Below are 26,446 nucleotides of genomic sequence, written 5' to 3'. Positions count from 1 at the left end.
ACACTAAGGGCCGAATGTGAAACCTGTCTTTTAAGGTTTTAAAACCCGACAGTGGCAAGAAAATTGAATTAATTTTATGCGACGGGACGCGCATGAGGTAGCTGGGAAATTAGTTTTAATACCTGGAGGTACTAAGTCATGTACCTTTCTATTCATTATACCAGCTTCATGTTATCTCGTCTTTTTCGGGCTTCGCAACGCTTTACACTCGTTTTTTGCTTGTGTGTTCTGGCCCAGCTTGGTTATGGGCAGCGGTTTGCGGCCATTGGCGACTATGGTTATGCAGGTCGAGCTGAGAAGAATGTAGCGGATTTAGTGAAAAGCTGGAATCCGGAATTTATTATTACCCTCGGCGATAACAATTACGAGCTAGGTGATTCGGCCACTATTGATCAGAATATTGGCCAGTACTATCACGCCTACATTTATAAATACAAAGGCCGCTATGGCCCCAGCGCCTCCACCAATCGTTTCTTTCCCGCGCTCGGCAACCACGATTATTATACCTCGAATGGCGAGCCCTACCGGGATTACTTTACCCTGCCTGGTAATGGCCGCTACTACGATATTGTGCGCGGCGATGTACACCTCTTCGCTCTCGACAGTGACCCGGCTGAGCCCGATGGCATTGATGCTAACTCGGTGCAGGCCCAATGGCTAAAAAAGAAACTCGCTGCTTCTACGGCGCTGTGGAAAGTTGTGTATTTGCACCACGCGCCATATTCCTCGTCCGGGCATCATGGTAGCACCACGGTTATGCAATGGCCCTTCCGCGAGTGGGGTGCCTCGGTGGTGTTGGCCGGCCACGACCACCACTACGAGCGGCTGCTAGTTGACGGGATACCGTACTTTGTAAATGGCTTAGGCGGGCGTAGCGTCAAAAATGTTCTAAAAGTGCCCCTTCCCCAAAGCCAAGCCATCTTCGGCACAGACTATGGCGCAATGCTACTCAATGCCACCCCCGATAGCTTGGTTCTACAGTTTTTTACCCGCAAACAAGAGCTCAAGGATACCTACGTGCTCCGGCCAGCCCCAACCACGACGCCCACTCTCTACCCCGTCAGCCCCAATCCTTTTCAGGATGCCACCCAAATTGAATTTTCTTTGCCAAGCCCTGCCGAGGTGCAGATACGCATTCTGAATACGCTGGGCCAGGAAGTAGCCACGCTCCAAAAAGGCACGGTAAAGGCGGGCCGGCACCGACTCGTGTGGCAGCGCAATGGCTTGCCCGCGGGCGTGTACTATGTGCAGTTGCTGGGCAGCAGCTTCTCATTAGTGACCCGCGCCGTAGCGTACTAAACACCCCGAAGCCAGGTACAGGCGGCAGTAGGAATAAAGTCTCGAAAAAGGCTTCATTTCTACTGCCGCTTTTTTGCGTCATCACCCCTGAATAGTGGGGCTAATGACGCAAAAAGCTCCTATGTAAAGCCTCTCCTAGCGCTGAATACTTTACTGCGTTAGGTATTCATTAGCCGAACATATGAGTATTCATTTCTCTAGTTGATTGATAATTAGAGAGTTGTTAGCCGGAATTCTCATTCTTTATTTAGTTATATAAACTTCAATATTGGCATGCTTTTTAATGGTTGGGTTTGGTTATAAAATGTGCCCTCAAGTGCCAAAACCCTAATTTAGAACAAGCGAGTAATGCGAAAACCTTCTACTATGAAAAGTGTAATAATTATATTTACTCTTATAATCGTTACAGGGATAAACGCCATAGCTGGTGCTACTATCACAGTTCCATCAAAATTTTATCATGTTGATCACAGAAAGAACCTGATACTGATCAATCAAAATATCAACGAAATAAATGCCACTAATGGCGAAATTGTCAGTGATATTTTGCTTGATAAAAAATATAGTTTTGTTGAGCCAGCCGCAATTTTAAAGTCTTCTAGTTCTTACCAGGTTAAACACGATAATCAAACGTATACCCTGTATTTTACTCAGCTTCCAGTTATTCAGATTGGTGCTAAAAAGGAAATAAAAGATAGCCCTAGTGTATATGCTAAATTTAGCATGTCCGAGTCAACAGGCCTTGTTACTGAGTCGGCATTAGGAATTGAAACCAGGGGGCTTTTTCGCAAACATTTCCAAAAAAGTCGTACGAATTAAGCTTCTTAAATGATACTATAGCCGCAGAAAGTAGGGACGTAAGCTTTTTGCAAATGCGCACGGATAATAAGTGGAATTTGCAAGCTATGTACAATGAGCCTTTGCGTATAAGAAGCAAAGTCTCAAACGAATTGTGGCAGAATATACACCAGATATACTATAAGGACAAAGAGCCAGATGCCAAGAATGGCATTGACATGGTTTATGTAGAGCTTTTTGTTAATGATGAATATAAAGGAGTTTATACCTTGAGCGAGCGAGTTGACCGCAAGCAATTAAAGCTGAAAAAGTACAGCAATGGAATAAAAGGAGAACTGTACAAAGGCAACGAATGGGGTGGAGCCGTGACTTTTACGGGGTTGCCGCCATTTGATAATACTAGTTTGACGTGGGACGGTTTTGAATACAAGCACCCTGAAGAAAAAACCGATTGGACGAATATTTACAATTTTGTAAATTTTGTAAAGAATAGTCCGAATGAGGAGTTTTATCGTGATTACCAGAAAAAATTCAACCTGAATAATGCAGTTGATTATTTTATCTTTCTGAATTTGCTTAGAGCTACTGATAACACTGGCAAAAACATTTATATCGCTAAGTATAAAACGGATGATCCATATTATTACGTTCCATGGGACCTCGACGGCGTATTTGGTAATGACTGGCAAGGTTGGAATATAAATGTTACGAACGATATTTTATCTAATGGCTTTTATGATCGTTTGATGCAGGACCGTTCAGCAAATGGGTTTCGCTTTGCACTTAACCGCCGCTGGGCTGAGCTAAGATCTTCGATAATAACAGAAGAATTTATACTAGCAAAGTTTCAGAAGAATCATGATTACTTGCTGAATAACAAGGTGTATGAGCGTGAACGTCTTGCTTGGAGCGCATTTGAGCGAAGCGACGACCAGCTAGCTTATATTTCCACATGGCTCAAAAGCAGATTAGAATACCTGGACGTAGCTTTTGGTAGTACGCTTGTTATTTCAGATGTCGTTTTGAGCACTGCAGACAGTCAGCTAGACGCGGTATTTCAACTCTATCCTAACCCGGCAACGGATTATTTAAGTGTTAATTCTAATTCAAAGCCCTTCGAATTAATCATCCAGGATTTGAATGGTAAGGTGGCGTTGAAGGCTTGCTTGTCTGGTGAGATAAATAAAATAGCAATTCATCATTTAAAAAAGGGAATGTATATCGCAACTATAAAAAGTGATAATTTATTAAAAATGAGAAAACTGGTCATTAACTAGCTTAAAGTGATAAAAGTTGGTGTAAGGTTTTTGCTTTTCTGATCTTCCAAGAAAAGCTGGTTAATAAGAAAGATATAAAGCGCCAGGCATCAATAGTAGTTACTGTGAATAAATCATGAAAAAGTCCCCCCTCCCACAGCCGCGTGGAGGGCTTTTTTATGATTTATCTATAGAGTTGTAACCATTTGCTTACCTGGGCTATTACCCATAAGGCCGTGGCTATTTCAGTAGCCAAAACATGCGCTGAATACTCTGCTGCACGGATATGTTTTCAATCCTGGTTTTGAGCCGGGAAATAGTTGGGTTGAGTAGCGCTGACAGGGCAGCATACGCTTTACTAAAAGCAATTTCAATAATGTGCTTTTCAATCTCCTCAATGGTAACTGTCTCACGGTTAATGCTTAGCATACAAGCCGATTCGTGCGGTACCAAACAGATGCGGCCCGTGAACCCCAAAAAATTGTTGGTGGAAAATAGAACCTGATACGCCTGCTGGTGGACCGCGGCGTTAAATTCGGGGACACCTGCAAAAACAAGCCAGCCCCATCGTCCGAATCGGAGTGGTCACAGGCGCCACGGTGCTCCATATGCTCCAGCATAAATCAGCGCATCCTCAATCGTATGATGCGACTTGCAGCCGTTCAGAGAGGTGATAAAATTGGTGCCACATGCATCACGCTCAAATTCAGGGCGGTAAAGGTCTTGCGGGTCAGCAGATTTCATCACTGGAAGAAGGCATTAGAACTCGACCGTGCTATTCGGTTGCGACAGCACGCGATTATGAATGATGTAAAAAGAAAACAGGTGCTGGCTGAGGACGAATTTGTTTTCAGCCAGTACCTGTTTAGTTACCACAATCGGGTGTCGCTTACGCCGGGCGGCAGAGGGCGTAGCTCGCCCAAGCCCAGCACGCACCAGCCTTCTTCAAGGCCAAATGAGCCTCCATGCAGTACATAGGTAATCCAGCGGGCCACCGAACGCCCACTGTAGGTTTCGCTTTCCGGCTCATATTCCCGCAGCTGCACGGCGTCACCAACCTGGTAAGCCCGGTCGTTTTCGCGCACGTCGAAATTCTTGGCGCCTGATACCGTAGCTTCGAAGCAGGCAGGCCAGATTTTCAACTCATGGGTATGAATTGTCGCCGTGGGGCGGTCAAGAGTTAATATACTGGTATTCATGATGTTCGTCGTTTGAAGGCGCATACTTGGCTAACAACTAGTTCGCCATAGCAGGTTTCGTACAGCAGCTAAATGTGTCCATCGGGTGGGGTGAGTTAGCAAGGCTGTGCACAGCTCGTATTTCTCGCACAGAACCGCTTGATTCCCACGCGTACCACATGCTAACAAGTAGATGCTTGGCTATGAGCAAGCAAGCCAGTGTTAGAAAATGTTGCCTTAAGAAAATGAGGCTAAATAGCCATTGGGGTTAATAGCCCAGCACTACGACAAAAAAGTCGTCCCTTTTTGGTAGTCTGGCCCGCTTGCTCCCTGTCGCAAGCGAAATATTGAGCAGGCCGGGTGGGATAGTGGCAGCAGCTCCGGGGCGTACACAGGTTTAAAATACGAATTAAATCATTTAAAATTTATACGCTTCTTATTTTACGCCTGTTTTAGAGATGTATTAACAGGTACAAAAGCTAGCAACACAAATAGCGAACAAAGTGTGCCATCAGAACGATAAGATCTGCTGACTCTACTTCAATCAAATAGGGAGTAAATAGGACTAGCTACTAAGCGTGCAGGAAACGTTAAAATCGTTGGAATATTAAAAAAGCCCATTCAGTGGCCGAATGGGCTTTTTTAACAGGAATACCTCAGTCTTATTTGCCCAGCTTAGCTTTCAGGTTCTTGTCTAAGGCCTCCAAAAACTCTTCCGTATAAAGGTAGTCTCGTCCGTGTTCTACCTTGTTGCCATGAATGCAAACAGCCAGGTCCTTGGTCATTTTGCCACTTTCTACCGTTTCGATGCAGACGGCTTCCAGGGCTTTGCAGAAACCGATCAGCTCTTGGTTTCCATCCAGAATTCCCCGAAACTCCAGCCCGCGGGTCCAGGCAAAAATGGAGGCAATAGGATTTGTAGAGGTTGGCTTGCCTGCCTGATGGTCGCGGTAGTGACGGGTAACCGTGCCGTGCGCGGCTTCAGCCTCCATTACAGTGCCATCGGGGGTTACCAAGGTAGAAGTCATCAGCCCCAAGGAGCCGAAGCCCTGGGCTACGGTGTCGCTTTGCACGTCGCCATCGTAGTTTTTGCAGGCCCACACAAAGTTGCCATTCCATTTTAGGGCCGAGGCCACCATGTCGTCAATCAACCGGTGCTCGTAGGTGATGCCGGCGGCCGTGAACTTCGTCTGATAATCCTGCTCGTAAATTTCCTGGAAGATGTCCTTAAAACGACCATCGTATTTTTTTAGGATGGTGTTTTTAGTCGATAAATATAGGGGCCAGCCTTTCATCAAGGCTTGGTTGAAGCAGGCATGAGCAAATCCCCGGATTGACTCATCCGTGTTGTACATGGCCAGCGCTACTCCATCGCTCTTGAAGTTGAATACTTCAAAAGACTGGGTTTCGCCGCCATCCTCCGGGGTAAAGGTGATAGTGAGCTTGCCTTTGCCTTTGGTCACGAAATCGGTTGCCCGGTACTGGTCGCCGAAAGCATGGCGCCCAATGCAGATAGGAGCCGTCCAGTTAGGAACCAGGCGGGGTACGTTGCTCATGACGATGGGCTCGCGGAACACAGTGCCATCCAGGATGTTACGAATGGTGCCGTTTGGCGACTTCCACATCTGCTTTAGGTTAAACTCTTTTACGCGCTCCTCATCCGGTGTGATGGTCGCGCACTTGATGCCTACTCCGTACTGTCGAATGGCATTGGCAGCGTCGATAGTAACCTGGTCACCGGTCGCATCGCGGTACTCAATTCCCAGATCATAATACTTGATGTCGAGGTCGAGGTAAGGCGTAATCAACTTGTCCTTGATGAACTTCCAGATGATGCGCGTCATTTCGTCGCCATCAAGCTCCACTACCGGGTTTGCTACTTTGATTTTTGTCATTTCCTCAGGGAACAGATGATTAATGTGCTGCCTCTTATATGTAGCCCGAAGATACGGGCCCAATCTTATCTTGTTCAAAGGTCTCCGACAAAAAGCAATTAACTCGAACAGGGTTGCTCTAGCAGGTATTGCGCAGCAATAAAGGCCACAATGATAAACTCCTCAGTAACAAAGGCCGACGTAAAAAAGCCCCCCAGAGGTAGCAGCAGGCTGGCTGATGCGGCAGGGGCCGTGCCCAACACCCCAGATACCAAGTTTGCCCTGGCCTCTATCACCAAGCCATTCTCTACACCAACGGCCAACTGTATCTACAGGATCAGGACGCGCCCTTAGTGCCGGATTCCTTCCGAAAGTTTTTAACTGGAACAATCCTGACCACACCGTCGAATTTCTGACTACCAAAGCGGGGCGCATGTATACCCTGACGTTGACTAGAGGCGTAAAAGACCCGCCCGGAAAAAAGCGGGTCCGCTAGACGTTAGCAATACCTGCTGCCTGAACCATACCGGATGCTTTATGTAGTAATATTTGCGAACTGTTAGCCAAGAAGAAACAGGGTAAACGCAAAATACCGCTCTACGAGGCGTAGAGCGGTATTTGTTAGCTTAAAGCGAGTGGCTTAGAGTAGTCCGTAGGGGAATCGAACCCCTGTTGGTAGAATGAAAATCTACTGTCCTAACCCCTAGACGAACGGACCAGATGATGTGCCTTACTCGTTTTTAGTGGTGCAAAGATAAGGCAGAGATAATTCAGCGCAATACGTACGGCCAAAAAAAAGCCCCCCAGCACTAAATGGGCTGACTTTCAGGAAGAAATTCTTTTTGCGGGGGGCAAATTTAGCGTTGAGAGCCCGTCGGAAGTGGCCCAAAACCGTAAGAGTGGAAGCAACGCAGAAGGCTTGGTAGTCGATTTGGCTATATTCCCTTCGCCCTGTACCTTCGCTCCGCGTTTCCACCCGGCCCTCGTGGTCTACTTAATTCCCAAACCCCAAACCTGTAATCATGGCTAAAATTAAAGTCGCCATCAACGGCTTCGGCCGCATTGGTCGCCTCACGTTCAAGTCTCTGCTCGGCCGCGACAACGTGGAAGTCGTGGCCATCAACGACCTGACTGATAACAAGACGCTGGCTCACTTGCTCAAATACGACTCCGTACACGGCCGCTTCAACGGCACGGTGGAGTTCGATGAAAACAGCCTGACCGTAAACGGCCAACGCATTCAGGCCCTGGCCGAGCGCGACCCGAAGCTATTGCCCTGGGGCGAGCTGGGCATCGATGTGGTATTGGAGTCTACGGGCCGCTTCGTGGATGAGGCTGGCGCTGGTCAACACCTCACCGCCGGCTGCAAAAAAGTCGTGATTTCGGCACCCGCTACGGGCAATATTCCAACCGTCGTATTGGGCGTAAACGAAGACATCCTGACCGGCGACGAAACCATTCTGTCTAATGCCAGCTGCACTACCAACTGCTTGGCTCCCATGGCTAAGGTGTTGGATGAGGCTTTCGGCATTGAGAAAGGCTACATCACCACGGTGCATGCCTACACCTCCGACCAAAACCTGCAGGACGCACCGCACAAGGATTTGCGCCGCGCCCGTGCTGCCGCGCTGAGCATTATTCCTACCAGCACCGGTGCCGCTAAGGCCGTAGGTTTGGTGTTGCCTCAGCTGAAAGGCAAGCTTGATGGTATCGCTATGCGGGTGCCCGTGCCGGATGGCTCGACTACTGACCTGACCGTTATTTTAAAGAAAGAAGTGACGAAGGAGCAGATCAACGAGGCCGTAAAGAAAGCCGCTGAAGGCCCGATGAAAGGCATTATTGAATACTCCACCGATCCGTTGGTAAGCATCGATATCGTGGGCAATCCGCACTCCTGCATCTTCGATTCGCAGCTGACGGCCGCCAACGGTACGCTGGTGAAAGTGGTAGGCTGGTACGATAACGAGTTTGGCTACAGCACGCGCACCGCTGATTTGATCCAGCAGTTGGGCGAGAAAATGGCGAAATAGCGCCTGCCGCATTACTTCTCAGTAATAGAAAAGCCCACCCAAAGCGGGTGGGCTTTTCTATTACTGAGAATAATGCGAAGCCTCCGCTTCGCGCACGAGCGAAGCGAGTTCCTACGCATAAGCTGTTAGTGGCGCGGTGCTGCCTACTCACTCCGCTCGTGCGCGAAGCGGAAGCTTCGCGCTACTCTCCCTCAACCTTGCGCTTCGCGCCGCGTTTCTATCCATCTATGCCCGCCAAGCCGCGTATCTGTTTTATCCTGAATCCTGCTTCCGGCACCAGCCGTCAGCAAGATGTGCCGGCCCTCATTGAGCGCTACCTCGACCATTCCGCCGTTGACCATGCCCTGCGAATGACGGCCTACGCGGGACACGCGGAGGAAATAGCCCGCACTGCCGCCGCCGAAGGATTTCGTACGGTAGTGGCCGTGGGGGGTGATGGGACGGTAAATGAAGTGGGACGGGGCTTACTGGGTACAAATGCCGCCATGGGTATTCTGCCGCGCGGCTCAGGCAATGGTATGGCCCGGCATCTGGAGGTGCCATTAGCTCTGCCCGCTGCTATCCGCCGGATGAGTAAGCCGGAGTTTCAGCTTATGGATGTGGGCCGGATTAATGGTCGCCCTTTTTTGCACGGCCGGGCTGGGGTTTGATGCTCATGTGAGCAAGTGCTTCGCCACCGCTGGCACCCGCGGCCTGGCCACCTACGTGCGCGTGGCGCTGCGCGAGTACCGAACTTTTCAGCCCAAGCCAATTACGGTTACGCTCAACAACCGCACGCTGACTACCGACTGCTATGTGCTGGCCTTCGCCAATGCCGGGCAGTATGGCAACAACGCCTACATTGCTCCACGCGCCGATATTCGTGACGGATTACTTGATGTGTGCCTGATTGATGCCCTACCTCTACGTCGGGCCGTGCGCGTGGCTCTCGGCCTAGCCCTCGGCGATTTGCCCCAGTCGGGGGCGGCGGTGTATCATACATCGCGACACGTGTTGGTAGAGGCCACCGCGCCCATGGGCTTTCATGTAGATGGCGACTATGCGGGCGAGGCTACTAGCTTTGAAATAGAATTGCTACCTCTGGCTTTGGAGGTAGCCATTTAAGATAGTGAAATAGTGAGTGGTGAAATAGTGAGTTTGATGTTCAATTTGCGCAGACCGCCCAGATGGCGCAAATTGAACATCAAACTCACCATTTCACCATCTCACCACTCGCCATTTAAACCCATGAAAGACGACAAAAACCGCCGCAGCCGCGAAGGCGTGGTGTATTCCACCAACTCCGACTTTTCTTACCAGCACGCCGACGAAGAAGCAGTAGTAACCCGGCCGCCCCAGCAGCAAAACCTGCGCGTGCACCTCGACCGCAAAAGCGGGGGCAAGCAAGTAACGCTCATCACCGGCTTCGTGGGTCAGGATGCCGACCTACAAACGCTGGCTAAGCTGCTCAAAACCAAATGTGGCGTAGGTGGCAACGCCAAAGACGGCGACATCCTTATTCAAGGCGACTTCCGCGATAAGGTGATGGGCGTACTACTGGATCAAGGCTACAAAGCCAAGAAATCCGGTGGCTAGAATAGTAGCAAAAGCGAATGCAGCAGTAGCTGGTGTCCATAGCGCAGTCACTTTACTCACTTAAATGGAAGCCGTCAATCCACGTGAACTAGCCGAAAGTGGCATTATTAACGCCGTGCAGTGGCTGAAGCTGGGTGTCGAAACCGTAGGTGCGCTCATTATTACACTGGGCATCGCAGTGGCGGGCTGGTTGCTGATAAAAGCATTGGTACAGCGCCGCACGGCCAATTTTACGGCTATTCGCCTGACGCTTGCCCGCTACCTGGCCCTGGCGCTGGAGTTTCAGCTGGGCGCTGATATTCTCTCCACGGCTATTGCGCCCAGCTGGCAGCAAATCGGGCAGCTCGGCGCCATTGCCGTCATCCGAACTGGTCTCAACTATTTCCTGACCAAGGAGATGAAGGAGGAAGAACGCCAGAGCGCCGAACAATCGGTGACGGAGCGAGCGCACCAAGCTCCCGGCACCTAGCAAGCGCGGAAAAAAGCGCTGGGGGGTATTTACGTGGTAATCGCCAACAACTTCCTGGCCCGCTCCACATCCTCTGGTGTGTCGATACCAATGGTTTCCAGCTCCGTTTCAGCCGTCAGAATGCGGTAGCCATTCTCCAGCCATCGCAGCTGCTCCAGGCTTTCGGCCTGCTCTAGCGAGGAGGGCGGCAGTTTGGTAATAGCGGCCAGTACGTCGGGGCGGTAGGCGTACAAGCCGATGTGGCGCAGGTAGCGGTGGTGCGTAAGCCACTGGCCAGGTTCAGCCTGGCGCTGGTAGGGCAGTGGGTGACGACTGAAATACAATGCATGCCCCGCAGCATCGAGCACAACTTTAGGTAAATGAGGACTGAATAACTCTTCCTCGTTGAGCACTGGTTTGACTAACGTGGCGAGCTGGGGGGCTTTTTTACCGTCAAAAAGTGCTACAAGGGCATCAATTTGAGCGGGGTGAATAAAGGGCTCATCGCCCTGAATATTAATGATACAGTCGGTGACCACGCCGAGTTGTTGGTAAGCATCAAACACGCGGTCAGTGCCGCTGGGATGATCGGGGGAAGTAAGCACCGCTTCGCCCCCGAAACTGTGAACGTGCTCCAGAATGCGCTTATCATCAGTCGCCACTACCACACGCTGGAGTTGCGCCCGCTTCGCCTGCTCCACCACGCGTTGAATCATCGATTTGCCCCCCAAGTCAACCAAGGGCTTGCCGGGTAGGCGAGTGGAGGCGTAGCGGGCGGGAATAATCCCAATGGCGCGGATCATAAAAAGGTGTTTAGTAAAGCTGAATACCAGCTGGGGGCTTTTTGCAAAGAACAGCGAAAACCTCGAATTGCTTGGTCCTTGGATTGGGAATGTGGCTTGGCAGGCCAATAAATGAAGCCCGACCACGTTGAACGGAAGTAGATTATTAGGTGTCGTTGGACCCCGCAGAAATGGCCTTTTTGGGACTCAGCCGGGATTATTTTTTATCTTTCGACACTTTTAAATTTCCCCTAAGCTGCTCCGCCTGATTTTGGGGACACTCGTTTTTCGCGAACTGCTCATATGACCCGTTTTTTGTCGCTGCTGCCCGCGTTCGTTCTCGCTGGTTTTGTCGCCACCGCCGCGCCCCGGCCCACTCTCCCGCCCGATTCCATTGGAGTTGAATACCGTAATAATAAAATGTTTATCAAGCACCGTGTGGTGGCCGGGGAAACCCTTTACGGCCTCTCGCGGCGCTATTCAGTGCCCGTAGAGCAAATTGTAGAGACCAATTCCTCGCTCAAAGGCGCCCTGGTAACAGGCCAGGTGGTACTGGTGCCCCGTACACGGGTAGTACTCACAACGCCCGCGCCGACAAGCACCGCAGCGCGACCTTCAACTCCTGCCAGTACGGTTGCCGCCGCTCGCGCTTTGCCCACCGACACCAATGGCAACCGCGTGTATACGGTGCAAAAAGGCCAGACGCTATACGCCATTGCCCGCCTCTTTCAACTTTCCCCGCCGATCTTGCGCGCTTCAATGGCCTGCCTGCCACTACTGGAGTAAAGGTTGGTCAGCGACTGATTATAGTGCCAGCAGGTAAGGTTAAATCCCCTGCGACGACGGCGACGGTGACTACTACACCCACTGCGCCCGTAGAACCGCCTGCTACTCCCGCGCCTACCTCGGCACCAGTTCCTGCGACGCCTAAGCCAGTTGTGGCGGCGCCGGTGCCCGCTCGAACGGCTCCTGTCGCGACTAATACCAAAGATTCAGTTCGTACGCCGGTTCAGGAAGCCGAGGAGCGTGCGCCTGAGCGGGCCAGCGAAATCGTGCGTCGCGTAACCGAAAGTGGGTTGGCGACCAAAATAGAAGGTACGGGCACCGATAAATATCTGGCTCTACACAAAACGGCCGCTGTCGGTACCATCATGCAGGTGCGTAACATCATGAATGGGCAGTCGGTGTACGTGCGCGTCATTGGTCAACTGCCTGATACGGGTGAAAACAGCAACATTCTGGTGCGCCTGTCGCCCCGCGCCGTGCAGCGCCTGGCTACGCCCGACAGCCGCTTTCGGGTCGAAACTTCTTACGTACCGTAAGCATGAAGCTGAGAGTTAAGATCCAGGAGTCAGGAGTAGAAGCGAAAAGTAAAGCCTCGCAACTCTTGACTCCTGGTTTTGTTTTATGGGTAACCGCTTCTAAATCCTTCGTTTGAATCACGCGCAGCTCCGGCAGTTCCTTGACGACCACCACGACCGCTACAACCGGCCGGCCTTTATTGTTAATGACCCGATTAGTATTCCACACCGGTTTTCCCAGCGTCAGGATGTGGAAATCAGTGGGCTATTTGCGGCCCTGTTAGCGTGGGGGCGGCGGCCAACCATCATTAGCAAGTGCCATGAGCTAATGCGTCGCATGGACGATGCGCCTTATCAATTCATCACGCAGCATTCCGATGAGGATTTGAAGAAGCTGCTGGGCTTCTGCCACCGGACTTTCTGCGACACCGACCTGCTATACTTCGTGTACTGGCTGCGCTGGTATTATGCCAGCCACGACACGCTGGAAGACGCTTTTTTGCAGGGTAACACGCAGCGCCAGCGGCTCGAAAGCTTTCATACCCTGTTCTTTAGCTTGCCTGATGCGCCCCAGCGTACGCGCAAACACGTGGCTACTCCCGCCCGCGGCTCGGCCTGCAAGCGGGTGAATATGTACCTGCGCTGGCTTGTGCGCCGCGACGACCGGGGCGTAGACTTTGGCCTCTGGACGCGCCTGCCCATGGCCGATTTGGTTTGCCCCTGCGATGTACACGTGGAGCGGGTGGCCCGCCGCTTAGGCCTGCTCACGCGCCGCTTAGTTGATTGGTCGGCGGCAGAAGAACTAACTGCTCATCTCCGTGATTTTGCTCCCCACGACCCCGTGAAATACGATTTTGCTTTGTTTGGGCTGGGAGTAGAGGAAAAAACGTAAGCCCCGGTTGGAGCCAAAAGCTACCTTATGGTTGCGCGTATAGCACGCCACCTTTCATCACCAGCTTTACTTGGCGCAGCGCAGTTATGTCGCGGGTAGGGTCGCCGGCCACGGCTACTAAGTCGGCCAGCAGTCCGGGGCGGATGCTGCCGCGGTCAGCGAGGTGGAAAATGCGAGCGTTGCCACTGGTAGCGGCCCGTAACACGTCAAGCGGCGGCAGGTTGTGATCTTGCACGAGCTGTTCCATTTCGCGCGCATTGTCGCCGTGGGTGAATACGCCCACATCGCCGCCTACCACCAAATCAACGCCGGCTTTGCGGGCTGCTTGCATACTAACGCGCTTTTGCTGTACCCGTTCGGGCTCCGGCGTGGTGCCCCGGCGCCAGCCCTGATACCGGGAAATGGCGTCGCCGGCGGCCACGGTAGGGCAGAGGGCCACCCCGCGCTGCTTCATCAGCTTGAATATTTCTGGCGTGCCGTTGTCGCCGTGCTCTATGGTTTCCACACCGGCTAGGGTGGCCCGGCGCATGCCTTCGGGCGTGCTGGCATGGGCTACCACGGGGCGGCCCGCGGCCCGTGCCGTTTGCACAATCAGGTTCAACTCATCCTGCGAAAACGTAGGCCGGGAAGGCTCGCCCTGTCCCCAGCGGTAATCGGCGTATACTTTAATGATGTCGGCGCCTTTACCAATCTGCTCGCGCACGGCACGCACAATACCGTCTACGCCATCGGCTTCCTGAGCCCCCTGGGGGGCATTTACATCTACGGAAAGCTTGGGCCCATAGCTGCCCGTTGCCACCAGCGCCAGCGTGGCCACTAAGAGGCGCGGGCCGGGTACAATTCCTTGGTTAATAGCTTGTCTCAAGCCAACATCAGCGTAGCCTGCGCCTTCGCTGCCCAAGTCGCGGGCGGTGGTAAAGCCGGCCAAAAGCGTTTTTTGAGCGTGAGCAGTAGCGCGGGCCACCCGTAGCGCCTGCGACTCCGTGAGCACCTGATCGTTCCAGCTTGTTTCGTTGTAAGGATGAAGCAGCATGTGCGAATGTCCCTCAATAAGACCCGGCAGCAATGTAAGGCCCGGCAGTTCCACCGTGCGGGCTCCAGCTGGCGCTGTCACCTGTCCGGCCGGACCAGCCGCCGTAATCTTGTCGCCGGTTACCACTACCACCCAGCCCGAATGCATGCTTTCGCCATCGAAAACAGCCGCCGGGCGAAGCAGCGTGGTGGTTACTGGCGAAACAGACGAAGTTTGAGCCAGAAGCGAGACCGGCAGCCCCAGCAAAAACGCAGACAGCAACAACCCTAAACGGTTAAACGAAGCACGATTCATAAAGAGTAGGGAAAGCAGGCACAAAGTCAATACACCAACCTGAATGGTGAACCGTGGTCGGGGCCGAAAGTAAAGCCAATTACTTAGCCTTCTTCAATTGCTTGATTTCCCTCTTGACCTTACTGACTGATTTACGCTATAAATCTGCTCGGCCGTAAGCTGGGGGGCTTTTTTCTGTATATTAACTGCTTAAGCAGTAAGGGCAGCCACATGCCTTCATCGGCACGAGCGGCAGGCGTTATAAAGAGTAGCGCAAGAAACGAAGCGCACTGAAGAGAAAAATTTAGGAGTGACCCAACTCGGCCACGGCGGGCTGCGATTTATCCGATATAGCGGGCAGCGAAGGGGCTGTAATAACGCCGTTGTTTGGAGCGGCTGATTTGCTTTCCCACTCCTGAAAGCGAGAAATCTCTCCCTGAAACTTGCTGATAAACCAGCTTATCAGACTCAGATCGTCCAGAAAGCCGACCAGAGGAATAAAATCGGGCACTAAGTCAATGGGGGATAGCGCGTACAGAAGCACGGCAAGGCCAGAAATGATAGTGGTCGCTTCAATTTCCCGGTACGAGCCACTGGCGAATGCGCCAACCAAGCGGATCAGCGTGCGCCCCATATCAATTACCTGCTGCAGAGGGCCTTTTTTGCTGTCTTTCGCGTCGAGCTTCGAAGCTACTTCGCGCAGGATGAGCGCAGTGCGGAAGGGGCGCCCCAGTAGCTTGCCGGCCCGGCCCAGGAAGACGTTGAAAAGTGCATTTTTGGAAATAGCGAGGCCTTTTTCGTACAATGATGACATGAGGAATTAGTTAGTAAGAGGTTAGTAAAAGAGGTACGGTTGAGAACGGGCTGGCGTTGTAGAAGCCTTATGATTGGTCGGGGGTTTTGATTTAAATATTTTGACAATCAGACTATTGCAGCAAATCATGAAGCGACTTAACCTGCACCTATAAATCAGGAAATGAGTTGCCGGACAGACCCGTTTCAAAAGTCTGGGGGGCTTTTTCAAACACTACTAGCCTCAACCAGTCATATCTGCTCGGAGAAAAAGCCCCCAGCCAAGTAGCCACCAAACAAAGAAGGTCGCACTTGGCAAGTGCGACCTTCTTTAAGCTTAAACTGTCAGACGTTGATCTACTGCTTCACAAACCGCTTCACGTAGGTCTGGCTGGGGCTGGTAATGCGGAGAATATACACGCCTGCACTCATGTTAGATAACTGCTGGTTAAGCTGTTGGTTTACCTGCTCTAACGAGCCCGCGGCCTGCGCTACGGCCCGGCCATCGGTGCTCATTACCTGCATGCGCACTTGCTGCCCAGCGGAAGCTGGCAAGCGCAGTTGCACGGTGCGGGTGGCCGGATTAGGATAGATATCCAGCTGAGCGTTAGCCTTCTGGGCACTGCTGCTGGCCGTTACGTAGCCAAATGCAAAGCGCGTCAAGACAGGATAATGGTCGGAAGTAGTGTTGGCGTAGTTAGGAATTTGGGCTGCCAGATCAGTGCGAAGCTGAGCCGTGGAAGGCAGGTAGAAAGCATTCAGCTCGCTTGACACCACAACATGGTCGATGACGTCGCCAAAATCAACGGTTGAGCGTTGGCCTGTCTGGCTCAGAGGCAGAGTAACCGCTATGTAATTCGCTACATCAGCGGTAAAGGCGCTGTAGGAGGTAACAGTGGTATTCACGCCCGAAGCTACGGTTTGGTCAAGGTCATCGTTGAAGTCACCCAGAATGAGTACGTTGCCCGTACCGAAGCGCGTGTCCAACTCCACTCTCAGCGCGTCGGCCCCCCGTTTGCGGCGGTCATACGCTTCCTGCGCATCGGCTACAGATGTGTTTTCGTTGGCTTTAGCGTGAATAAGCACAAAGTTGATGCGCTGCGTAAATCCATTAATAGTCACGTCGGCTTCCATCAAGTACGGAAAGCGCCCCGATGACCAGGCGTTGTATTGGGGGCAGGTAGTGGCGTTACCGGGGCAGCGCAACAGCCCGGAGAATGTAGGATTGCTCACGACACTGGTGCGATACACAAAAACCAGCTTTTGGGCCGAAGCATAGTCGGGGTCGTTGTTGTCAGGAGCGTTCGAGCCAAATTCTGCCACCTTGTACTTATAGGTACCGGGCAATTGGCGTACTACCGCACCCAGGCGGGCGGTATCCACTATTTCCGTCAGCCCATACACATCAGCATTCAAGTTGGTCAGAATAGTCAACGCGTTAGCTTGCTGCAAGTTGTCATCAGTGGGGGCCTGAGCCGGCGAGCCGAACCACTCAATATTCCAGTTGGCTACATCCAGGGTATTATCCGGTGCATACGTGTTACCAGCTACGGCTACTGTAGCATTCGAAGCGCCTGGGGTACTGACTGTTATGGTAGAAGTGTAGGAGCGAGCCGCCAGCGTAGGCGTGAAGCGCACTGTGACGGTAGCGGAGGTAAAGTTGGCCTCAGCTGCCGTGTAAGTCACTGAATTAGAGAAGGAGGAGCCATTTCTGGAAAGCTGAAAGGCTGGATCAGACGACGTTATCGTGACGGGGCCAGTCAGGTTGCGGAAGGCAGCCGTGAATGTTTGCGTGGCCGACGCATTAATGGCCTGATAGCCAAATGCCAGGCTGGCGGGGTTGAGCAACAGGACAGGTGCCGCGGGCGCGTTGGCGTTTTGCAGGCGCAGATCATCCAGCGTCCAACGGGCGGCTCCCAACTCCGGGCCACTCGTATACACAAAAGCCAGGTACACATTAGGTCCTTTAAAACGAGTGAGGTCGATATCCGGCGTTAGCGTCCAGACGTCGGAGCCGCTACCGGGGAAGTCAGCATTCAGGTCGGTCCAGGTTACGCCGGCTGCGTTTGGGCTGCCCGTACCCGTGTAGTTGGTTGAAACCCGGAGCCGCAGCGCAGCTCCTGAGAATGCCACCCGGCTCCAAAAGGAGAAAAGCGGAAACTGGAAAGTGCTCAAATCAAAGGCCGGCGAAATCAGCCAGTCCTCATTGGGTACGCTAGCGCCTGAGGCAAAGCCATTGATCTGCAATCCATTGGGAGCAGAAGCCCGGTTCGTTGGATCATTGGCGGCGCGGCCAAAGGTGGTGCAGCCCCAGCTTTGAGGACCCGTCACGCTAAAAGCCGTCCAGGTATCAAAGCTGGTAGAGCCGCTGGGGCACACATCAAAAGAGAACAGGTTGTTGTTCGGATCGATGCCCGTACCCGAAACGGCTACACTTTTGGCCACCGCCCCGGTGCTGGTATGCGTGATGGTGCCGCTGCTGGCGCCGCCCGTGGTGGGCGTAAAGCGCACGTACACCGTTTGGGCCGTGGTGAGCTCAGCGGGCGTGAAGGTGAGAGTAGAAGTGAAGACGGCTGCGGGCGCATTGCTTTTTGATAAGGCAAAACCAGTTGGCGCCGTGGCCGTTACGTCGGCACTCAGGCTGCTGCCGGTGAGCGTGTAGGATTTCGGAGCAGAATTGGTGTTGAGCGCCTGCCGGTCGAAGATGAGGCTGGCAGGTGCTACGCTCAAGCTGGGAGAAGTGGGAATATTAGTAATGAAAGCCAGTGAGAAATCGTCGATGGCAGAGCTGGGACGGTTGCCGGCGCCGGTAGAGGGCGCTAGCGCCACCACCCGAATCCAGACGGGCTCGTTGATGTCGTTGAGGGCAGTGCCAAAGTTGGCCGTAATCGTAGTAGAGGAGAAAGTGGAGCCGCCGGTCGTTGGGGTTTCGGGTGTGGTGGCTACCGTGGTAAATGCGGTAGGCGTAGCCCCAATGCCATAGTCAACGCGCCAGATGGTAGTGCGGGTGGAGGTGGCATCCAGCGATTGAAGCGCAAACGTCAGCACCAGATTGCCTTTCCCGACAGTATTGGCTACTTGAAACGTAAAAGCGGCGCCTGGGTCGCCGAGGCTGCCAGTTTGCCGTACGCCCAGCGCCCGGTTGGTGGCGTTGTTTTGCTGCTCAGTAGTGACGGTGCCTTCGAGGCCGGTAGCCGAAGCGAAGTTTTTGAAGGCCCCAGTCGTGTTGTTCCAGAGCACCTCTGCCATTGGGAAAGCGGCCGCGGGGGTGCCAAGAGCGGTAGCCGTAGCCCCCGTGCGGACGCTAAAGCCAGCAGGCGGGGCCGTTTCCAGGCCGTCGAAGTTTTCCGTGTAGGGGCTGGTCGTTAGCGTGACCTGCGCCCAGGTGCTAGCCGCGGGCCAGAGTACCAGCAGGAAGGCCAGCAATCGAAAGAGTAGCGAGTGTTTCATGAGTAATAGGGAGAAGTGATGAATGAGTAAAGCTACGTTTTAGCACTAAGAATAGATATAACTTAACTATTACCTTTTTGTCTGTAGCCGCCAAAATGCCCCCATGCTTGCTATGAGGGCATTTTAATTACTTTTATAAACGTAAAAAAGCCCCCCAAAGTAGTTGGGGGGCTTTTTAGTATAGACTTCGGCGGCTGGTGCTCGGCTTACTTTTAGAAGTCCTGTCTTTCTACTCAAATAGGCACACCGTACCGCCTACCCAGTCCTTGTTTTTATTGAAATCAACCCCAATCATTTCACCTCGGCTCAGGCGGCCTAAGTTGATGAGCAGTAAGGGCCGCGGTGCCTGCTCCGGCCAGCCGTACAGCATACGAATTTCGCACTTCACCAGCCCATCCGGCGACTGCACTACTGGCTCGTATTGCACCTTGCGCTGGAGCAGATAGTTGTGCTTGTCGGTGATGGCGTCCAGGTCGGCGGCCGTTATGTGGAGCCGCACGCCGCTACCAGCGAAGGAAAACAGGGGCTTCAGCACATAATTCTCCAGGTCAGCGGGATAATCAGATAGCGTATGTAGGTAATGACTTTCGGGCACGAAGGGACTGTGCAGCAGGGGCATAGTGTACTTGCTGATGCGGAAAAACCAGTTAGGGTGTCCTACCCAGGTTACATCCACATCGTCGGTAAGCTGAAATTCCGTTTTTAGGTCAGAGTGCTGATCCAACTCATCGAAGATCAAGCGGTTGTAAATGCGCTTGATGGGAATCTGACGGCCGTCCTTCTCGTAGTACAACTGCCGCCCTTCCTTGCGAACTTCGGTCAAACACACGACTTCGATGCCCAGGGCGCGGCGCGTCAGCTCAAAGTCGAGGCGGGTTTTCTGCTTCTCCGGAAATAGCTCCAGCAAGACCACCTGCTCCGGGTTTTCGTTGGCCACGATAAGCTGGCGCAGGTGCTCTATATAAGCAGCGCTGCCGCCCGGCTGAAATACGTGCGACACCGAATCAGGCACCGGAAAATGCTCCCGAAACACTCGCGGCAGATAATCCTGAAACGCATACAGCGACGGAAACCCTTGCAACTCAATTAGCTGCGGCTCCAGTTCGCCTTGGGCATTGCGGCACACCGCAAAGTCGATAGCCAGAAAAGACGTGTGCTCGTCTTCGTTGGGTACGCGCTGTCGGGGCGGTACCGCCTGCTCGGTGAGCGCCTTAAAGTTGGGTGCTGTGAGCACGTCGATAATGCTTTCGCCGGCGCTAATAAGCTTATCCCGCAGGGCTGCAGGTACGAAAATAGGCGTTTCGGCAATACGGAAATCCGGCAGGCCAGGCAAATCACGCTCAATGGCTTCGAGCATTTTCTGGTAGCGCGATACGCTAAAGGCTTGGTTGTAGACTTGGCGGATTTCAGGAATCATAGCTAGCTGAGTAGAAGCGGAGTGGAGAGTTAGGGCAAGTGTACGCAAAATAAAAGAACGTCAGACTCCACCTGCATGGCGCCTGACGTTCTTTCTGCTAAATGCCTGTGTGGACGCTCGCTATGCTGGCTGCAACGAAGCTTCAGGCGTCGTCAGAGCGGTAATGGCCTCACGCAGAAACGTGGGCACCACCACCGACTCCGTTAATTCAATGGTGTCGGGGTCCTGAAGCAGGCGCACCATGTCGTTGTACTTGTCTTCGCCATGCTCCAGTACAATCTGCTGGCGTTTGGCGTCAGTCAAAAAGTAGCGCAGCATGCCTTCGCCATCGGCCTCCGGATGAAACTGAGTGCCAACGATTTCGGGCGTGAACCGGATAGCCATAATGGCTCGCTCCAGCGGTACATGGGGGCGTACTTTCTCTAGGCATAATACTTTGATTCCCAGGTCCGCCATATGGTTGGCATCAGGCTCTATTACCTGATAATCACGCGAATCGACGGCGTAGAAGGGGGCCGGCAAGGACGCGAACAAGGGGTCAGTCTGGCCGTCATCGGTTTTGCTGATGGGGAAAACGCCGAACGACGTAGACTTGCGCTTGCTCAACGTGCCAACCCCCAAGTGCCGGCTCACCAACTGGAAAGAGTGGCAGATGAGTAGCACATGTTTCTTCCGTACATGAATGCTATTCCAAGCAAAAATGCTGTCAATCAATGCGAAATAAGGCTGCTCCCAAGCTTCATCGGAAGGCAAAGGGCTGCCGGGGCCACCTGATGAGATGTAAATATCGTAATCCAACGCCGGCAGCTCACCGTTGGCCCGAACGTTAAAAATGTCGAAATACAAGGCCGCTCCATCACTTTGGGCCTGGCGGATTAACCGCAGAATACAACGCATGCCTTCGTTAGGCCGGTTGTCGTACATATCTAAAATGGCAATCTTTAAAAACTTCATGCGAACATACCAACTACAGAGAGTCAGCCAATTATTAGAAAAAAGTAGACCTCAACAGTAGCCTGGCGGCCTGTGAGGTCTACACACATTGGCAAGTTAGAACGTAGCTAGTTAGTAGTACGTTTTAATCCAATTACGATTTTAAAATCATAGACCAAAAGTGGTTTCGGCCACGATAAAGTCTACTACTTGTTTTAAGTCGCCGGTTTGGCGGAACACGGCCAGCTGACGGTCGGCGCCGGTACCCATTTCCAGCATCTTCAGTACGTACTCTACCTCGTGGCGGCTGCCCAGTTCATCTACTACATCATCCACAAAGTCAAGCAGTTCCAGGATGAGCGTGCGAGTTGGAATCTCTTCCTGCTTGCCAAAGTCAATCATCTTGCCGGCAATGCCGTAGCGGGCGGCCCGCCACTTGTTCTCATTGATAAGCGCCTTGCGGTATTGCCGAAAGCTAAGGTTGCTGATCCTGAGCTTATAAATTTTGGCCACCAAGGCCTGCATCACGGCTGCCAGCGCAATGGCTTCATCGGCCCGCAGCATCATGTCGCACACGCGGTATTCAATCGTGTTGAAGAAAGGATGGAGGCGCAAATCCCACCATATTTTCTTGCCATTATCAATACAGCCCGTCTTTACCAACAGGGCGATATACTCGTCGTACTCGCTGGCGCTGGAGAAGTGTTCAGGAATACCCGTGCGCGGGAAACGCTCGAATACTTTGGTTCTGAACGACTTGTAGCCCGTCTCGCGACCTTCCCAAAAAGGTGAGTTGGTGGATAAAGCGAAGATGTGAGGCAGGAAATACCGCAGCGAGTTCATCATGTATACGCCTAGCTCGCGGGTTTCGAGGCCCACGTGCACGTGCATACCAAACACAAGGTTGGAGCGGGCAGCATCCTGCAACTCCTCCACAATCTTGTCGTAGCGCACATCCGGGGTGATGGGCTGATCTTGCCAGCGCGAAAACGGATGCGTACCCGCGGCGGCAATCTTCAGTCCCACCTTATCGGCCAGCTCAATTACGTGCTGGCGCAGATGAATAACCTGGTGGCGGGCTTCCTCGATATTCTGGCAGATAGTAGTGCCCACCTCCACCACCGACTGGTGCATTTCGGCCTTCACCTGCTCCTGCAGAATCATCTGGCCACCATCCACAATCTGCGACATGTGGGAGCGCAAATCGCGGGTTTCCGGATCAATAGTTTGAAATTCTTCCTCTATTCCGAGCGTAAAAACAGGCTTAGCCATAGTAGTAGTAGCTTATCGATGGGAAGAGAGGCCACGGAAGGCACTGGGGGGCATTTTTAACAAATTGAGTTTAAAAATGCCCTCCAGACGCTATTCCTGAGCCTTTTTAGCTTTTGGCGCAGCCGCTGCCTTTTTAGGTGCAGCAGATTTAGGTGCGGCGGCCTTTGGGGCAGCAGCTTTAGCAGCGGCTGGCTTTTTAGCAGCCCCCGTTTTGCCCGCCGGAATCGAATTCTGCGCGCCATTCTGGGCCGAATGCTGCACGAACGTGCCCCAGGTTAGGTTGTCGCGGCCGGGCTGGTAAGCACGGGCCTTCTCGATGGCCAGGTTGGCGGCGGCTTCTACTACCCACTCAAAATTCTGCTGGCCCACAGAGTTCACGTCGGCGTCGGGAGCGGGGTTGCCGAAGTCGATGGCAATTGGAATACCATCGCGCACGGCGAATTCTACGGTGTTGAAATCGTAGCCCAGGCCTTTGTTTAGGCGCAATACGTAGTCTTTCATGGTTGCCAGCAGCTTTTCGCCGGCCGGGCCGGTGGTTTTCATCTGGGTAGCGTAGCGCTGGTGAAACTCATTGCGGGGCTCGTAAGGCATAATGAGCACCTCTTTGCCGCCGATGCAGTAGCAGCGGAAATAATCGTCGAAGTCAATGGCCTCCTGCAATAGCATTACCAGCTGGCCGGTTTCGGCGTAGGCGCGGAAAAACTCCTCCGGGTTATGGAGCTTGTACACACTTTTCCAGCCGCCGCCGGAGTGCGGCTTCATAAAGGCTGGAAAGCCGATTTTTTCGAAAGCCATGTCCCAATCCATCATGCGCAGATTGCGGAACGACCGTTCGCTGGTGTCGTCGGGGCGCTCTTTGGAAGGCAGCAGCAGGGTGCGCGGCACGGGCACGCCGAGCTGCACGGCCAGGGCGTTGTTGAAAAACTTCTCGTCGGCGCTCCACCAAAAGGGGTTGTTGATAACAGCGGTGCCCGTCAGAGCCGCGTTTTTGAGGTAGGCCCGATAAAAGGGCACATCCTGGGAAATGCGGTCGATGATAACGGCGTAGTCGGAGGGCACGTTCTGCTCTACCTGGTCGATGGAGACGAATTCGGCGGTGAATTCGCCGCCGGCTTTTTCATTTACCCGATCGACAAAAGCCTGAGGGAAGGTACTTTCCTGGCCAAAAAGAATTCCGATTTTTTTCATAGTGTAGAGATTAAGGACTTAGGGAGATGATTAACAGGAGAGGACATCAGGCCGGGCTTGACGTCGTGAAAAGGCGTGGGGGGCAATTTTACATCCGGGACAAATAATGCGGAAACATGTCGCGCCAAATGGGCCAGTCGTGGCTGCCATTGGGCCGAATGTCGAGCCAGTGCCGAATGCCTTTGTTATGCAGGATGCCCGACATTTCCTCGTTGCCGGAGCGGCAGAAGTCGTGCTCAGCGGTACCCAGCACAATATTCATCTGATGGAAATGCTCATTCTGGGCGTCGGGCATGTACTGGGGAGGGTTGTTGTAGTACACGTCCTCGTCGTAATGCCCATCTAGGAACCGCCGCATATCGAAGGCGGCGCCCATCGTAAATACATAAGCTACCTGCTCGGGGTGCCGAAAGGCAAAGTTGAGGGCGTGAAAGCCGCCGAAGCTGCACCCGGCCACCCCAATCTTATCGACGTGGCACTCTCGCTGGAGCGCGGGCACGAATTCCTGACTGAGAAAACGGTCGTAGCGGTTGTGGTTTTGTATTCGCTCAGCGGGGTGAAGGTGCTTGGCGTACCAGCTGTCATGGTCGCGGCTATCGAGGCAAAAAAGCTTGATTTTGCCCGACTCAATAAACCAGCGTACTGATTCGACCAGCAGAAAATCCTTAGCCTCGTGATAACGTCCGCCCGAGGTCGGGAAAATTACGATGGGGTACCCATGCGTACCAAAAACCAGCATCTCAATGGCGTGGCCAAGATGCTGGGAGTGAAAAGTGCGGTATTCTTCGTACAAAATCGTAAGAACTTAGACAGGGAGAGGAGATAGGAGAAAAGTAATGAAATATTTCATTGCACCAAGTGGGCTTTAGCTAAGAACCGGAAAAAGGTACCTTGCAAGCCCAATACAGCGTCCGCCGATTTAGCCTTTGTAATGAATCATTCTCTTTTTTCGCCTTCGCAAGCCGCTGCCGTGCAAGTAGTACGCGACGAAGTGCTCATGTCAGCTTCTTTAGGGCGTACGGTGCGGCTTGATGTGGTGTTGCCGCCAGCCTTCGATCCAGCCAGCCACGGACCCTATCCGGTGCTGTATATGAATGACGGTCAGGATTTGCGACGTCTGCGACTAAAAGCCACTCTCGACGCGCTTTATCAGCAGCAGGCACTGCGTCCGTTTGTGCTTGTCGCTATTCATGCCGGCGACCGGATGCACGAATATGGCGCGGCCGGCCGGCCCGATTATTTGGGCCGCGGCAGCAAAGCACATCTCTATACTGATTTTGTGCTGGAAGAATTGCTGCCCTATGTGCAGCAGAAATACCACGTGACCTCCGACCCGGAGCAAGCCGTTTTTGCGGGTTTTTCCCTGGGCGGGCTCATGGCTTTCGATTTGGTATGGCGCAACCCGGATGCATTTACGTGGGTGGGCGTTTTTTCCGGCTCATTCTGGTGGCGGCGCAAAGCCTTCGAGGACGGCTACATCGATGCCGACCGCATCATGCATTCGCTCGTGCGCTCCGGCCGGCCGCATCCTAGCCACCGCTTCTGGCTGCAAACCGGTACGCTGGACGAAACCAACGACCGTAACAAGAATGGCATCATCGACTCCATTGAGGATACCCTGGATCTACTGGCGGAGCTGACTCGCCAGGGGGTTCCTGACCAACATATTCGCTACGTGGAAGTGGCTGGCGGCCGGCACAACCAGGAAACGTGGGGCCGCGTTATGCCAGACTTTCTGCGCTGGGCCTTCGGCAAAACGCCATCCCGGCCCTCCGATGCCTGGCAACCCGCTGGTGCCCTGCCCTCTAAACGGAACTGGGGCAGCTCCCAGCGTCTGAACCGACAGCGGCGCCTGACACCCAAAAAAGCCCCCAGGCCACCGAAGCAGTAGTGCCAGCGGAGCCAGTGGTTATTAAGCAGCCCGTAAGCGGCGAATACCCAGCATACTACGAAAACTACCTCCGGCACGTACCCGATACTATCGATCCGGTGGAGCTATTGGAAAAACAAGGCGCCCACGTTCGGGCGCTACTCGGCTCCCTCACCGATGAGCAGGCGCTGCTGGCTTATGCCCCCGAGAAGTGGACTATTAAGGAGATGATTCTGCACATACTGGACTCGGAGCGCATTTTTGCCTACCGCGCCCTGTGTATCGCCCGCGGCGATCAGCAGTCGTTGCCGGGCTTCGATGAAAATGCCTACGCCCCGGCCTCGGAAGCCAACACCCGCTCGCTGGCCGATTTGCTGGCCGAGCACGCCGCCGTGCGCGCGAGTACTGTAGCGCTGTACCGCTCATTTGCCCCCCACATCCTCGATAAGGTAGGCCTAGCCAATGAGCATCCCATTAGTGTGCGGGCTCTGGTGCATGTGGTGCCGGGCCATGAGGCACATCATTTAACAATTTTACATGAACGGTATTTGCCGTTATTGTAGCTTTAAAGCGCACAACACAGACTAAGCAGTCTGCGTTATTATTCCCAACTCATCCTTCACCTTCACTTGTTTCAGTCATGGCTAAAGCACAAGACGCCCGCAAAGAGAAAAAGAAAGAGCCCGCCAAAACCACTAAAGAGAAAAAGGCCGCTAAAGACGAAAAGAAAAAATCGCGCGAGAGCAGCAGCGAGTTGTAAGCTGCTTAAGGCTGAAAAAGCCCCC

24 protein-coding genes, 1 tRNA gene and 1 pseudogene are annotated in these 26,446 nt (G+C 53.1%); 13 read left to right on the top strand and 13 right to left on the bottom strand.

The genetic code is table 11. The features are described from left to right. The first annotated feature begins 168 nt into the window (after nt 1-168). From MKZ35_RS07465 to MKZ35_RS07455, 3 genes are all read left to right on the top strand, one after another. The gene (locus tag MKZ35_RS07465; protein WP_482512605.1) at nt 169-1,299 is read left to right on the top strand and encodes a metallophosphoesterase; all 1,131 of its coding nucleotides are present in this window, start codon (nt 169-171) and stop codon (nt 1,297-1,299) included. A gap of 366 nt (nt 1,300-1,665) precedes the next feature. Then, a complete protein-coding gene (locus MKZ35_RS07460) occupies nt 1,666-2,118 on the top strand; it encodes a hypothetical protein (RefSeq protein WP_482512604.1) in 453 nt (150 codons plus the stop codon). Between the two features lie 17 nt (nt 2,119-2,135). Continuing rightward, nucleotides 2,136-3,374, top strand: a complete 1,239-nt coding sequence (locus tag MKZ35_RS07455; RefSeq protein WP_482512833.1) for a CotH family protein — start codon at nt 2,136-2,138, stop codon at nt 3,372-3,374. A 219-nt stretch (nt 3,375-3,593) separates the two neighbouring features. Here the strand turns inward: MKZ35_RS07455 and MKZ35_RS07450 are convergent. The 4 genes and pseudogenes from MKZ35_RS07450 to MKZ35_RS07435 form a co-directional block, all read right to left on the bottom strand. Next, nucleotides 3,594-3,860 (bottom strand): annotated as a pseudogene (locus MKZ35_RS07450) (hypothetical protein); the annotation flags it as partial. A gap of 362 nt (nt 3,861-4,222) precedes the next feature. After that, nucleotides 4,223-4,576 carry an ASCH/PUA domain-containing protein gene (locus MKZ35_RS07445; protein ID WP_482512603.1) on the bottom strand — a complete coding sequence of 118 codons (354 nt, stop codon included), beginning with the start codon at nt 4,574-4,576 and terminating at the stop codon, nt 4,223-4,225. Between the two features lie 617 nt (nt 4,577-5,193). Next, on the bottom strand, nt 5,194-6,426 hold the full coding sequence (locus MKZ35_RS07440) for an NADP-dependent isocitrate dehydrogenase (RefSeq protein ID WP_482512602.1): 1,233 nt from the start codon (nt 6,424-6,426) through the stop codon (nt 5,194-5,196). Between the two features lie 625 nt (nt 6,427-7,051). Continuing rightward, nucleotides 7,052-7,123 (bottom strand) — tRNA-Glu (locus MKZ35_RS07435). 304 nt (nt 7,124-7,427) lie between these two features. On the opposite strand from MKZ35_RS07435, the gene gap reads away from it, so the two are divergent. The 5 genes from gap (at nt 7,428) to MKZ35_RS07410 (ending at nt 10,479) form a co-directional block, all read left to right on the top strand. Beyond that, a complete protein-coding gene (gap, locus tag MKZ35_RS07430) occupies nt 7,428-8,435 on the top strand; it encodes a type I glyceraldehyde-3-phosphate dehydrogenase (RefSeq protein ID WP_482512601.1) in 1,008 nt (335 codons plus the stop codon). 158 nt (nt 8,436-8,593) lie between these two features. Beyond that, nucleotides 8,594-9,085 carry a diacylglycerol/lipid kinase family protein gene (locus MKZ35_RS07425; protein ID WP_482512600.1) on the top strand — a complete coding sequence of 164 codons (492 nt, stop codon included), beginning with the start codon at nt 8,594-8,596 and terminating at the stop codon, nt 9,083-9,085. A 7-nt stretch (nt 9,086-9,092) separates the two neighbouring features. Continuing rightward, entirely contained in the window at nt 9,093-9,539 is a 447-nt protein-coding gene (locus MKZ35_RS07420) for a diacylglycerol/lipid kinase family protein (protein ID WP_482512599.1), read from the top strand. Nucleotides 9,540-9,662: 123 nt separating this feature from the next. Continuing rightward, nucleotides 9,663-10,010, top strand: a complete 348-nt coding sequence (locus tag MKZ35_RS07415) for a translation initiation factor (protein ID WP_482512598.1) — start codon at nt 9,663-9,665, stop codon at nt 10,008-10,010. 64 nt (nt 10,011-10,074) lie between these two features. Next, nucleotides 10,075-10,479, top strand: coding sequence for a DUF1622 domain-containing protein (locus MKZ35_RS07410; protein WP_482512597.1), 405 nt, complete (start codon nt 10,075-10,077; stop codon nt 10,477-10,479). A gap of 29 nt (nt 10,480-10,508) precedes the next feature. On the opposite strand, the gene kdsB is transcribed toward MKZ35_RS07410, so the two are convergent. After that, nucleotides 10,509-11,261 carry a 3-deoxy-manno-octulosonate cytidylyltransferase gene (gene kdsB / locus MKZ35_RS07405; RefSeq protein ID WP_482512596.1) on the bottom strand — a complete coding sequence of 251 codons (753 nt, stop codon included), beginning with the start codon at nt 11,259-11,261 and terminating at the stop codon, nt 10,509-10,511. 282 nt (nt 11,262-11,543) lie between these two features. On the opposite strand from kdsB, the gene MKZ35_RS07400 reads away from it, so the two are divergent. From MKZ35_RS07400 to MKZ35_RS07390, 3 genes are all read left to right on the top strand, one after another. Continuing rightward, nucleotides 11,544-12,026 (top strand): LysM peptidoglycan-binding domain-containing protein, encoded by a 483-nt coding sequence (locus MKZ35_RS07400; protein ID WP_482512595.1) that lies wholly within the window; start codon nt 11,544-11,546, stop codon nt 12,024-12,026. Nucleotides 12,027-12,091: 65 nt separating this feature from the next. Next, a complete protein-coding gene (locus MKZ35_RS07395; protein ID WP_482512594.1) occupies nt 12,092-12,562 on the top strand; it encodes a hypothetical protein in 471 nt (156 codons plus the stop codon). 112 nt (nt 12,563-12,674) lie between these two features. Beyond that, nucleotides 12,675-13,433 carry a TIGR02757 family protein gene (locus tag MKZ35_RS07390; protein ID WP_482512593.1) on the top strand — a complete coding sequence of 253 codons (759 nt, stop codon included), beginning with the start codon at nt 12,675-12,677 and terminating at the stop codon, nt 13,431-13,433. A gap of 25 nt (nt 13,434-13,458) precedes the next feature. On the opposite strand, the gene MKZ35_RS07385 is transcribed toward MKZ35_RS07390, so the two are convergent. The 8 genes from MKZ35_RS07385 to MKZ35_RS07350 form a co-directional block, all read right to left on the bottom strand. Further along, nucleotides 13,459-14,760, bottom strand: coding sequence for a metal-dependent hydrolase family protein (locus MKZ35_RS07385; RefSeq protein ID WP_482512592.1), 1,302 nt, complete (start codon nt 14,758-14,760; stop codon nt 13,459-13,461). 283 nt (nt 14,761-15,043) lie between these two features. After that, the gene (locus MKZ35_RS07380; RefSeq protein WP_482512591.1) at nt 15,044-15,553 is read right to left on the bottom strand and encodes a YkvA family protein; all 510 of its coding nucleotides are present in this window, start codon (nt 15,551-15,553) and stop codon (nt 15,044-15,046) included. A gap of 335 nt (nt 15,554-15,888) precedes the next feature. Beyond that, on the bottom strand, nt 15,889-18,981 hold the full coding sequence (locus MKZ35_RS07375) for a T9SS type A sorting domain-containing protein (protein ID WP_482512590.1): 3,093 nt from the start codon (nt 18,979-18,981) through the stop codon (nt 15,889-15,891). A gap of 229 nt (nt 18,982-19,210) precedes the next feature. Next, nucleotides 19,211-20,398, bottom strand: a complete 1,188-nt coding sequence (locus MKZ35_RS07370; RefSeq protein ID WP_482512589.1) for a hypothetical protein — start codon at nt 20,396-20,398, stop codon at nt 19,211-19,213. Between the two features lie 120 nt (nt 20,399-20,518). Beyond that, nucleotides 20,519-21,352, bottom strand: coding sequence for a type 1 glutamine amidotransferase (locus MKZ35_RS07365; RefSeq protein WP_482512588.1), 834 nt, complete (start codon nt 21,350-21,352; stop codon nt 20,519-20,521). Between the two features lie 147 nt (nt 21,353-21,499). Continuing rightward, entirely contained in the window at nt 21,500-22,603 is a 1,104-nt protein-coding gene (locus MKZ35_RS07360) for a carboxylate-amine ligase (RefSeq protein WP_482512587.1), read from the bottom strand. A gap of 90 nt (nt 22,604-22,693) precedes the next feature. Next, nucleotides 22,694-23,791, bottom strand: coding sequence for an ATP-grasp domain-containing protein (locus tag MKZ35_RS07355; RefSeq protein WP_482512586.1), 1,098 nt, complete (start codon nt 23,789-23,791; stop codon nt 22,694-22,696). Nucleotides 23,792-23,879: 88 nt separating this feature from the next. Continuing rightward, nucleotides 23,880-24,584: an alpha/beta hydrolase-fold protein gene (locus MKZ35_RS07350; RefSeq protein ID WP_482512585.1), complete on the bottom strand. Its 705-nt coding sequence runs from the start codon at nt 24,582-24,584 to the stop codon at nt 23,880-23,882. 138 nt (nt 24,585-24,722) lie between these two features. On the opposite strand from MKZ35_RS07350, the gene MKZ35_RS07345 reads away from it, so the two are divergent. Next, on the top strand, nt 24,723-25,682 hold the full coding sequence (locus tag MKZ35_RS07345) for an alpha/beta hydrolase (protein WP_482512584.1): 960 nt from the start codon (nt 24,723-24,725) through the stop codon (nt 25,680-25,682). Beyond that, the gene (locus MKZ35_RS07340) at nt 25,682-26,224 is read left to right on the top strand and encodes a DinB family protein (protein WP_482512583.1); all 543 of its coding nucleotides are present in this window, start codon (nt 25,682-25,684) and stop codon (nt 26,222-26,224) included. Before MKZ35_RS07345 ends, MKZ35_RS07340 begins: the two co-directional genes overlap by 1 nt. Nucleotides 26,225-26,446: the final 222 nt, after the last annotated feature.

Source organism: Hymenobacter sp. R533113 (genome assembly GCF_056835965.1).
Note: the sequence above shows the minus strand (reverse complement) of the source record. Positions and strands in the feature narration are given on the sequence as shown.